Annotated in this window: 9 protein-coding genes; 6 read left to right on the forward strand and 3 right to left on the reverse strand. The window is 61.2% G+C overall.

Translation table 11 applies throughout. The annotated features are described in order from the left end of the window. Nucleotides 1-15 precede the first annotated feature (15 nt). Genes bglB through AC2444_RS27225 form a run of 5 tightly spaced genes read left to right on the forward strand, consistent with a single transcriptional unit; the run spans nucleotide 16 to nucleotide 5,611 of the window. Nucleotides 16-1,110 (forward strand): beta-galactosidase BglB, encoded by a 1,095-nt coding sequence (gene bglB / locus AC2444_RS27205; protein ID WP_012755439.1) that lies wholly within the window; start codon nucleotides 16-18, stop codon nucleotides 1,108-1,110. Next, nucleotides 1,107-2,471, forward strand: coding sequence for a polygalacturonase PglB (pglB, locus tag AC2444_RS27210; RefSeq protein WP_012755440.1), 1,365 nt, complete (start codon nucleotides 1,107-1,109; stop codon nucleotides 2,469-2,471). The genes bglB and pglB overlap by 4 nt, the downstream gene beginning before the upstream one ends. After that, nucleotides 2,459-3,565, forward strand: coding sequence for an ABC transporter ATP-binding protein (locus tag AC2444_RS27215; RefSeq protein WP_017996347.1), 1,107 nt, complete (start codon nucleotides 2,459-2,461; stop codon nucleotides 3,563-3,565). Before pglB ends, AC2444_RS27215 begins: the two co-directional genes overlap by 13 nt. 2 nt (nucleotides 3,566-3,567) lie before the next feature. Beyond that, the gene (locus tag AC2444_RS27220) at nucleotides 3,568-4,563 is read left to right on the forward strand and encodes a carbohydrate ABC transporter permease (protein ID WP_128406876.1); all 996 of its coding nucleotides are present in this window, start codon (nucleotides 3,568-3,570) and stop codon (nucleotides 4,561-4,563) included. Nucleotide 4,564: 1 nt separating this feature from the next. Beyond that, a complete protein-coding gene (locus AC2444_RS27225) occupies nucleotides 4,565-5,611 on the forward strand; it encodes a carbohydrate ABC transporter permease (protein WP_012755443.1) in 1,047 nt (348 codons plus the stop codon). 279 nt (nucleotides 5,612-5,890) lie between these two features. On the opposite strand, the gene AC2444_RS27230 is transcribed toward AC2444_RS27225, so the two are convergent. After that, nucleotides 5,891-7,042 carry an ROK family transcriptional regulator gene (locus AC2444_RS27230; protein WP_128406877.1) on the reverse strand — a complete coding sequence of 384 codons (1,152 nt, stop codon included), beginning with the start codon at nucleotides 7,040-7,042 and terminating at the stop codon, nucleotides 5,891-5,893. A gap of 267 nt (nucleotides 7,043-7,309) precedes the next feature. Here AC2444_RS27230 and AC2444_RS27235 point away from each other — a divergent pair, with 267 nt between their 5' ends. After that, the gene (locus AC2444_RS27235; RefSeq protein WP_128406878.1) at nucleotides 7,310-8,341 is read left to right on the forward strand and encodes a helix-turn-helix transcriptional regulator; all 1,032 of its coding nucleotides are present in this window, start codon (nucleotides 7,310-7,312) and stop codon (nucleotides 8,339-8,341) included. A 46-nt stretch (nucleotides 8,342-8,387) separates the two neighbouring features. Here AC2444_RS27235 and AC2444_RS27240 read toward each other — a convergent pair whose 3' ends face one another. Next, nucleotides 8,388-9,467 (reverse strand): LacI family DNA-binding transcriptional regulator, encoded by a 1,080-nt coding sequence (locus AC2444_RS27240; protein ID WP_012755446.1) that lies wholly within the window; start codon nucleotides 9,465-9,467, stop codon nucleotides 8,388-8,390. Nucleotides 9,468-9,542: 75 nt separating this feature from the next. Next, the gene (locus tag AC2444_RS27245; RefSeq protein WP_128449816.1) at nucleotides 9,543-10,175 is read right to left on the reverse strand and encodes a TetR/AcrR family transcriptional regulator; all 633 of its coding nucleotides are present in this window, start codon (nucleotides 10,173-10,175) and stop codon (nucleotides 9,543-9,545) included. Nucleotides 10,176-10,281: the final 106 nt, after the last annotated feature.

The following is a 10,281-nucleotide window of genomic DNA, read 5'->3' on the forward strand; positions in this document are numbered from 1 at the left end:
ACATAGGTCTCCAGCATGAACACAACATCTGTCGATAACGCCGCCCTCCTGACGACGATTGATCGCGTGGCAACGGCTTTCAGCCGGCTCAGAGGCATCAAGGAAGGTCTCGTGACGGGAAATTCGGCCTCCGGAATCCAGTTCGACGAGTGGGACTGGGAAGTCGGCGTCGGTCTTTACGGCTTCCTGCGCCGCGCCATTTCCACCAATGATCAAAAAGCGCTGCAGGAACTCGTCGCCTGGTATGCCGGCCAGATTGAACGCGGCCTGCCGCCGCGCCAGATCAACAGCACGGCGCCGATGCTGCCGCTTGCGATCCTGGTCCAGCATGTCGACCGTCCCGACTTTCGCGCGCTCGTCGAGGACTGGGCCGAATGGCTCGTCAAGGAACTGCCGAAGACCGAGGACGGCGGCTTTCAGCACGTCGTCAAGGAGCGCCTCAACGACGGCGAATTGTGGGACGATACGCTGTTCATGGCCTGCCTGTTTCTCGCCCGCGCCGGCGTTCTCTGCGAGCGCAGCGAGTGGATCGACGAGGCCGTCTATCAGTTCGTGATCCACACCCGCTATCTCTCCGATCCGGTCAGCGGGCTCTGGTATCACGGCTGGACCTTCAACGGACGGCACAATTTTGCCAATGCCTTCTGGGCGCGCGGCAATGCCTGGATCACCGTCGCCATCCCCGAGCTCTTCGACCTCGTTCCGACGCTCGGCGAGAAGGACCGGCGTTTTCTGTCGAACGTCCTCGTCAGCCAGGTGCGCTCCTTGAAAGCATACCAGCGGCCGGACGGCATGTTCACGACGCTTCTCGACGATCCGTCGTCGCCGCTGGAAACCTCGGCCACGGCGGGCATTGCCTACGGCATATTGCGCGCTATCGATGCCGGCATTCTCGACAAGGACGACAGGGCCTATGCGGAGCGCGCGCTTGCGGCGGTGCTGGCGCAGATCGATGAAGAAGGCGTCGTCCACGGCGTCTCGGACGGCACGCCGATGGGTCATGACCTCGATTTCTACAGGCGCATCCCCAACGTGCCGACGCCTTATGGCCAGGCGCTGACCATGCTGCTGCTGACGGAAGTCTTTCTCGAGAACGGCCAGCGCCAATGAGCCCCGTGTCTCTTGTCGCGATCGAGCCGGCGCAGAGCGACGATACGGTCCGTCTGCAGGCGGCCATCGACGGCCTGTCGGCTTCAGGTGGCGGACGCGTTGAGCTCATGGCCGGCATCCATGTCTGCCGCGGGCTCCAGCTCAGATCCGGCGTCGACCTTCATCTGGCCGCCGGTGCGATCCTGCGTCCCGTTCCGGATTACGCGGCCTATGCGCAGACGACCGTTTCGGTGATCGCCGAAAAATCCGACCGCGGCATGATCGTCGCCAAGGATGCGCGGCGAATCAGCCTGACGGGGGCGGGGCGCATCGAAGCCGGTTGTGACAGCTTCATCGTGGGAGACGACGAGACGGTGGGAACCTTCATCCCGGCCGAATTTCGTCCCCGCGTCGTCGTCTTCGAGGGCTGCGACGAGGTCGAGATCAGCTCCGTCCATATTTGCCGCTCGCCGATGTGGACGCTGCACTTCGTCAACTGCACCGATGTTGCGGTCAGGAACGTGATCATCGACAACGACCGCCGCCTTCCCAACACGGACGGGATCGTGCTGGATGCCTGCCGCGGCGCCGTTATCGAGGATTGCCGGATATCGACGGCCGACGACGGCATATGCCTGAAGACGAGCATCGGTCCTGACCGTGTCGCCATCGGGCGTTGCGAAAACATTCTCGTCCGCAGATGCTCGGTTCAGAGCCTTAGCTGCGCGCTGAAGATCGGCACGGAAACGCATGGCGATGTCACCAATGTCGTGTTCGAGGATTGCAGCGTCTCATCTTCCAACAGGGCCCTCGGCGTATTCTCCCGCGACGGCGGCCGGATATCGAACGTGAGGTTCTCACGAATTGCGGTGGAGTGCCGCGAGACGCCCGATGGTTTCTGGGGTTCGGGGGAGGCGCTGACCGTCAATGTCGTCGACCGTGTTACGGAACGCGCGGCAGGCGCCATCGAAAATCTCATCGTCGAGGACATCACCGGCCGGATGGAGGGGGCGATCACCGTCATTTCGACCTCGCCGGCCGGCATCCGCAACGCATCGCTGGCACGCATCGCCATCGATCAGCAGCCGGGGCAGCTCGGCACGGCACGGTCCTACGACCTGCGTCCAACGAACGCCGACCTCTCCCCGAAAGCCGATGGCGGCGGCCGCGCCAATGCCTGGACCCGCGGGTCGGACGGGCGAGTGATCGGTCTTGAGCACTATCCGGGAGGAATGCCGGCCGTCTACGTGGCTGATGTCACCGGGATCTTGATGAACGAGGTGCGGATCACACGGCCGACACCGCTGCCGCAAGGCTGGAACAAAAACGACGCCGTCTTCGAAACGGCGGCACCTGATGGGAGTGGGGCATGGCAGAACTGAAACTTTCCAACGTCAACAAATCGTATGGCTCGGTCAAAGTCCTGCATGACGTCGAACTCGATATCACGGACGGCGAGTTCGTCGTCTTCGTCGGGCCGTCGGGATGTGGCAAGTCGACTCTGCTGCGTGTCATTGCCGGCCTCGAAGAGGTGACGGAGGGCGCAATCGCGATCGGGGGCCGCGATGTCAGCGCGCTCTCGCCGGCCGAGCGCAAGATCGCAATGGTCTTCCAGTCCTACGCGCTCTATCCGCATATGAGCGTTCGCAAAAACCTCGCTTTCGGCCTGGAGAACCTGAAGTTCAAGCGTGCCGAGATCGAGGCGCGGATTGCCGAGGCCGCCAGGATGCTGGCGATCGAGCCCTACCTGGACCGACGCCCGAAGCAGCTTTCGGGCGGCCAGCGCCAGCGCGTGGCGATCGGCCGGGCTATCGTGCGCGAACCGGACATTTTTCTCTTCGACGAGCCGCTGTCGAATCTCGACGCGGCGCTGCGCGTTCAGACCCGCGCCGAGATCACCAAGCTCCACCGCGAGATCAAGACGACGATGATTTATGTCACGCATGACCAGGTCGAGGCGATGACGATGGCCGACAAGATCGTCGTGCTGCGCGCCGGGCGGGTCGAGCAGGTCGGCGCGCCGCTGGACCTGTTCGATAGCCCACGCAATCTCTTCGTCGCCGGCTTCCTCGGCTCGCCGCGCATGAACATCATCAAGGGCAAGGTCGCTGGCATCGAGGAAGGCGGCGTCGTCATCGATGTCGGCAATGGTGGCAAGGTCGTCAGCGATGTCGATCCCGCCGGAATTGCGGTCGGACAGGCTGTTCTCGCCGGCATCCGGCCCGCGCATTTTTCACGCTCCAGCGAGCAGGGCCTGCCGTTCATCGTCCAGTATCACGAGGGCCTCGGTACGGAGACCTATGTCTATGGCAATCTTGCAGGCCATGACGAGCAGATCATCATTCACGAGGCCGGCCATTTCGCGCCGGCGCCTGGTGATCGCATCCTGATCGATGCCGCCCCGGGGCGGGTTCATCTGTTCGATCCCGAAAGCGGCCTGGCTTTTGCCCGGCGGCCCGGACAGGGGAGGCGCTGAACATGGCGGCGCTCAAGGCAGGTGCATTGCTGTCCCAGGCAGGGGAAACGGCGATGAGAGTGGTCGAAGCCCCGATAAATGTGATCGAGCGCATCTTCGGCCGCAAGCGTATGCCATGGCTGTTCCTGGCGCCGAACCTCGTTCTGTTCGCCATCTTCACGTTCCTTCCGATCGCGATCGCGGTCGGTTACGCCTTCACCGGTGGCACCAATCTATTCGTGTCGGAGCGGCCTTTCGTCGGCCTGGACAATTTCCGCACGCTGCTTTCCTGCGGCAATTATCTGCAGCCGGGAACCTGCCAGGAATCGCTGTTCTGGACGGCTGTGTGGAATACGCTCTGGTTCGTGGCCTTCAATGTCGTCGCCACATTGCTCGTGGCGCTGATCACGGCGCTGATCCTCAATCGGGCGATCGTGGCGCGCGGCTTCTTCAGGGCGATGTTCTTCTATCCTGTCTTGCTGTCGCCCGTCGTCATCGGCCTGATCTGGAAATGGTTCCTCGATCGCAACGGGCTGCTGAACGCCTTCTTCCAGATGATCGGCGTTCCCCCTGAGATCTTCCTGCTCGACGTCGGCTGGTCGCGCTTCTTCGTCGTCGTGGTGTCGGTCTGGTTCCACATGGGCTTTTACACGCTCATCCTCTTGGCCGGCCTCCAGGCCATCCCGAAGGAGCTCTACGAGGCTGCCTCCATCGACGCCGCCTCGCCGCGCCGCACGCTGTTCAGGATCACACTGCCCCTGCTGGCCCCGAACCTCTTAGTCGTGTTCATTCTTCTGATGATCAAATCCGTCCAGATCTTCGACGAGGCCTGGGTTCTGACCAATGGCGGCGGTCCGGGCACGGCCAACAGCTTCATCGTCCAATATATCTACCAGATGGCATTCGGCAGCGATCTTCGCCTCTTCGGACTGGCTTCCGCCGCATCGGTTCTCATGGGGCTGGTGCTTCTGGTTCTCACCCTCATACAGCTGCGTATCGGCAAGCGAATGGAGTCCTGAGATGAACCCGATCAGCTTTTTCAAGCGCACACGCCGGGCCGGACGCATCGATATCACCGACATATTGTCGTGGGTCTGGCTGATCGGCGGAACCTTCGTCGTGCTCGTTCCCGTCATCTGGGCCGGCCTCTCCTCGCTGAAGCCGGCCGCCGAGATCACCCGATTTCCGCCAACGCTGCTTCCTCGGGCCGCCGTCGAGCAGACCGTACCCGGCTTCGACAAACCGCTCAGCCTCTGGAAGGTCACCATCGACGGTCAGATGCGCGAAATGGCCATGGTCCGCCGCATCGGCCTCAAGGCCCAAATGGTTGATCCCGCAAATCCGGGACAGCCCGTCAGCGTCGACGTCAAGGGGCTGACGCCGGTGCAGAAGCTGACGATCGCCACGCAGAATTACACCGATCCGCTGACGCGCTTCAACTTCCTGACCTTCCTCAAGAATTCGGTGTTCGTCACCTTCGTCGCAACGCTGCTGACGCTGATCGTCAACGCCATGGCGGCATTTGCCCTGTCGAAATACAAATTTGCAGGGGATACGACGGTCTTCGTCATCATCATTTCAACGCTGATGATTCCGCTCGCCGTCGTCATGGTGCCGGCCTATCTCGTCATCGTCGGGGTCGGGCTTGCCGATAACCTCTGGGGCGTCATCCTGCCGACGGTCGCCTCTCCGACCGCCGTCTTCCTGCTGCGGCAATATATGCTGACCATACCCGACGAGCTGATAGAGGCGGCGCGCGTCGATGCGGCGAGCGAATTCTGCATCTTCTGGCGCATCATCCTGCCGCTGACGGCGCCGGCTCTCGCGGTGCTGGCGATATTTTCCGTGCTCTGGCGATGGAACGACTTCCTCTGGCCGCTCATCGTCCTCAACAGCCGCGAGAATTTCACCCTGCAGGTCGGTCTGAATGCGTTCCAGGGCGAGTTCTCGGTGCAGTGGCACTATATCCTGGCGATGACGTTCCTCAGCCTGCTGCCTGTCACCATCGTTTTCCTGTTCCTGCAGAAGTACATCACCACGGGCATCGCCGGAACAGGCATGAAGTGAACGGCAAGGCGTGGAGATAGAGATCTCCTCACAATCGCCGAACGACCCATACCACGCCTACCTCCCGGCTGAAGCGCGTCGCAATGAACCTGGTTCATGCGGCGCGTTTCGGTCGTTGTCTTTGTGCGTGACTCCCAAGGCCGTTGCTCATACTGAGGGAGGTTCGCCGCGGCAAGCGTAGCGCTTGCCACCGAGGCCAGCCGCCCCGGCGACCTGGTAGGCCGCCGTTTTTGGGCTATGCCGACATCGATTTCAAAGTGCGACGGCGTCCTGCACACGTCACAAAACGGTTTCGAAGAGCGGGATCAAGGCCGCGCCGATTGCGCCGGGGGCATCGATTATCTGCGCCACATCAAGCCTGGGGACGTCGCGTAAAACGCCATGCCGAGGCAGATTGTTGAATTCGGTCCGTTCGATCAGCATTCTCGCGAGTGAGTGCGGAAGCTCGCCGCCGAGGACGATCAATGCCGGGTCGAATATTGCGCAGATCGCATTGATGGCTCGATTGTGGGCCGGCGTGACGCGGTCGACCCACTCGCCAACGCCATCCCAGTCCATCAGGTCCTCGTTCTTCAGGTCCCTCAGGGTCAAGTTCATGCGCCCTTTGGCACGAAGATGTTCAAGCAGGACGCCGAGTGCAGGGCGTTCCTCGTAGTCCTGACGCCCGAAGAGAACGGAAAATTCGCCGGCGTTGCCGAAATTGCCGCGAAACGGCATGCCTCCGGAAACCAGGCCGCCGCCATAGCCATGAAGATGGGCGATGTAGGCGAAATCTGCGACATCGCGGCCAACGCCGAAAATGGCTTCCGCCAAGGCTGCGGTCCTGGCGACATTGTCTGCCCAGACCGGCAGGCCAAGTTGCTTTCCAAGCAAAGGTGCCAGGTCGATCAACGACCAATGAGCGAGCGGCAAGGGGCAATTGAAGGCCGTCTCCAGCATGCGGTGGCCGGCGACGGCCAGACCGACGCCGAGGACGTCACGCCGTTTGGCGCCCCGGCGGGCAAGAATGTCTTCGACCGCCGCTTCGATCCGCTCCATTTCATCGGATAGCGAGGAGCCCGCCTGTGGAATTTCCATGTTTTCCATTGGTTCGCCGAAACCCATGAGGCAAAGGCCGATCGAACCGACATTCACGGAGATGCCCAGGGTTAAACACCAGTCTTTGCGAAGGGTCAGCTCCGGGCTGGGCGGTCCCGGCCGCCGGGTTTCCGAATGGGAAAAGACGAGCATTCCTCGCTCATGAAGCCGCGCGACGATCCTGTGCAACGATTGCTGGGTGAGATCGAGCGGCTCTGTCAGGTCGGAGCGTTCGATCCCCGGAGACTTCCAGATCAGCCGCAACAGGTCGCGCTCGTTGCGGGAAGCCACGCGCATCGGTTGTGTGTCTCGCAAAAAATGCGCGGCAACATGGTCTAGCGGATCATACTTCATTTTCGGTTCATTTTGATTTACACTGTGAGTGTGAACCACATTGGGAGGGCATTCTGCTTCTGTCAAACAAGGAATTCGATCCCCGCTTTGCCGGCCCTGCTTACCTCATCGAGATTGGCCAAGCCAGTCAGGCCGACGGCCTTTCAAAGGGGATCGTGTCCGAGCGTTTGGAAGGCCACGATATCGGCGTTGCGGGTCTCGAACGAGATGGAGCGCCTGATCGGCGGTTAGCGGGGCGGGGTGTGGAGAGGGAAAGAACCAAGTTGCATGATATCGTGGAGATCCGAAAATACGGCGCGCGCGCCCGAGCCTGAGGCATCCGAGTTTGCGCCAACGCATGAAGGCACTGACTTCGAGTCGATGGTTCGAGCCTATTCGGCGGGCTACGGGGTGTTTGGCGCCAAGCCGCTGAGCAACGATCGGGCCTTTGCCTGGGCCGCGGACTTGCGAACAAGTGAGGCATTTACGGTGCTTCATTCGGTTTATCAGAGTTCCTGGACAAGTCGGACGCTCGATGAGACGCCGCAACACCTTGCGTTTTACATTCCGCACTCGGGATCCTTCCGGCTGTCCATTGGAAAGACCGTGGTTGAAAGTGGGCCTGGTCGTCTCCTCATGGCCAACAACCACGAGGCTGGCGATCGTCTCATCCTAGGCGGCCCGCACTGCTCGGACGCCCTCTTTCTGGACTGGAAAGTTGTGAGGCGAATGCTCGTTTCACTGGTGGAAATGCCGATCCTCGACTCGCTTGACCTTGAGCCGGTTGTGGATCTCGCAACGCCGTCGGGCCAGCTTATCGGCAGCCTGGTGCAGACGATCGTGCAGGGCATGCGCAATGGCGGTCCACTTCTGTCTTCACCTCTGGCCTTGGCGGCGATGAGCGAAACGCTTGCTAACCTCGTGATCCGTTTTGGCCGCCACCGTCTTTCCGACCATTTGGAAAAACAGAAAGTTTGTTTGATCGCGCCGTGGCATGTCCGGCGTGCTATTGACTATATGCACGCCAACATCGCAGAGCCCCTCACCATGACGATGGTTGCCGATGGTGTCGGTGTTTCACTTCGCGCGCTGCAAACGGGTTTCAGGGCCTTCCGGGGAACTTCACCGGGCGGTTACTTGCGCACGATCAGGCTGCAAGCAGCCCGCGACCAATTGCGGGATCCAATGAATCAGCGATCCGTCCGCGAAATCTGCGCGACGTGGGGTTTTTCTCATGCCGGCAGGTTCTCGATCGTCTACCGCAGCGCCTTTGGAGAAAGCCCGCGCGATACGCGCCTGCAGGCTGAGCGCTTGCGATGAGCAAGGACGCCGAAAAGTGCGAACGGTTTTCGGACAACATCATGCTCTAGGAGCGCGGTGCCGCGATACTGCCGCGCAGGACGAGATGGCATCCGAGTTCCAGGCGATGGGCCGGCCGCTGCGGATCGTTGGCGATCAGCCTCTGTTCGATGAGTGCCAAAGCGGCAGCGCCGAGCTTGTCTGTGGGAACGCTGACCGTCGAAAGCGGCGGGCGGCTGAATTCGCCGGGGACGATGTCGTCGAACCCCAGCACTGATATCGCTTCCGGCACGCGTATGTCGCGATCGGCCAATGCCTTCAGGCAGCCGAGCGCCAGATTGTCGGCCGCGCAGAAGACGGCGGTCGCGCCTTTCATCGTGGGATCGCGGTCGAGCAGCGCGTTGATGGCTGCCTCGCCGTGCCTCGGCTCATATCCCTCGGCCTCGACGATCATGCCATCCGGCACCGGAAGCTGCGCGGCGAAATAAGCATCGGAGAAGCCGTCATATCGGCGCTGGATCGTCGTGCGGCCCTTCCATGTCAGGTGCAGGATACGGCGATGCCCAAGCGCCAGCAGGTGCTCGATGCCGAGCCGCGCCCCGAAGCGGTTTTCCGGGGTGACCGTATCGACCAGCATGGCAGGGTCTTCGCCGTTGACGATGACAACAGGCATATCAGGCGAGGCGAGGCTTCGAATCAGTTCCGGCTGATCGTCGTTCAGAACCACAATGCCGTCGGCACGTTCCAAGAGCGCGATCTGCCTGACCTGAGCGCCGTCAATGCGCCGGCCGGTGCTGACGAAGGGTACGATCCTGATGCCGCGGCGTTCGCACTCCCTGCGAAGACCGTTGAGGATCGTCCAGCTCACCAGATTGAGGTCGCTCTCGGGCGCGGCATCGTCGGGAATGGCGAGAAGCAGGACGCGCAAGGTCGCGATCGTCGCCTTCTTCCTTCGGCGGTCGAGGTAACCCAGGCGTTTGGCCGAATCCAGAACCCTTTCGCGCACCTCGATCGTCAGCGGCGCGGTTCCGTTGAGCGCGTGCGAGGCCGTGCTCAGCGACACGTCCGCGTCGCGCGCGACATCCTTGAGATTGACTTTGCGTTCCACTGTTTCCGTCGCGAATTGAGGGCGTGCCTTCGAAGGCATAGCTAACTCAATGTTTTTACATAAAAACTTGAGAAAAGCTACGTGCCTGGCGCGGTATTTTTCGCCATTCCGCGATCAGTGAGGTTTGGCCAGCAGGCCTTTGAGCAGCAGGTCGAAATAAGCCTGCAGGAAGGCCTCCTTGTTGGGAGTGGGCACGCGGCGGTCGTCGAATATCAGCCGCAGAACTGTCGTCGTCAGGATGGGCGCGACCACGATTTCGGAGAATTCCACCGGAATTTCGCGAAACTCCCCCGACGCCACACCCTCCAGAATGAGAGCGTCGACCTTGGCGATGATCGGCTCAATGAATTGATCGTGGTGGCGGTCGATCAGGTCGGGGAACCGGTGTCCTTCGGCAATGACCAGCCGCGTCAGCTCGCGGGTCGTGCGATCCTCGGCGATTTGTTCGTAGAGCAGGCCGAGAATGGAAATCAGCCGGTCGGTGACGCTGCCGCTGAGGCCCTCCGTGATCCCCAGCAGTTCCTGAAACGGCACGGAGAAGTGGTTGATCATGGCTTCGAAAAGCTTCTCCTTCGTCTCGAAGTAGACATACACCGTACCCTTGGTGACGCCGACCCTGTCGGCGATGTCTTCGACTCTCGTGCCTGTGAAACCGCATCTGACGAATTCCTCGAAGGCGGCATCGAGAATCTGGATGGGCCGCAGCGCCTTTTGTTCAGAGCGTGTGAGCTTCTTCTGGGCTGTCATTTTCTGATCCTCCAACCTGTTGCGTGCGCTCTCTCCCTGCGACGCAAAGTTTCATTGACTAATCGGTCAGTCAATTATATAGCAGCTGCCGTTGAGAGCAAGAGGT

The organism is Rhizobium sp. WSM1328 (assembly GCF_057653715.1).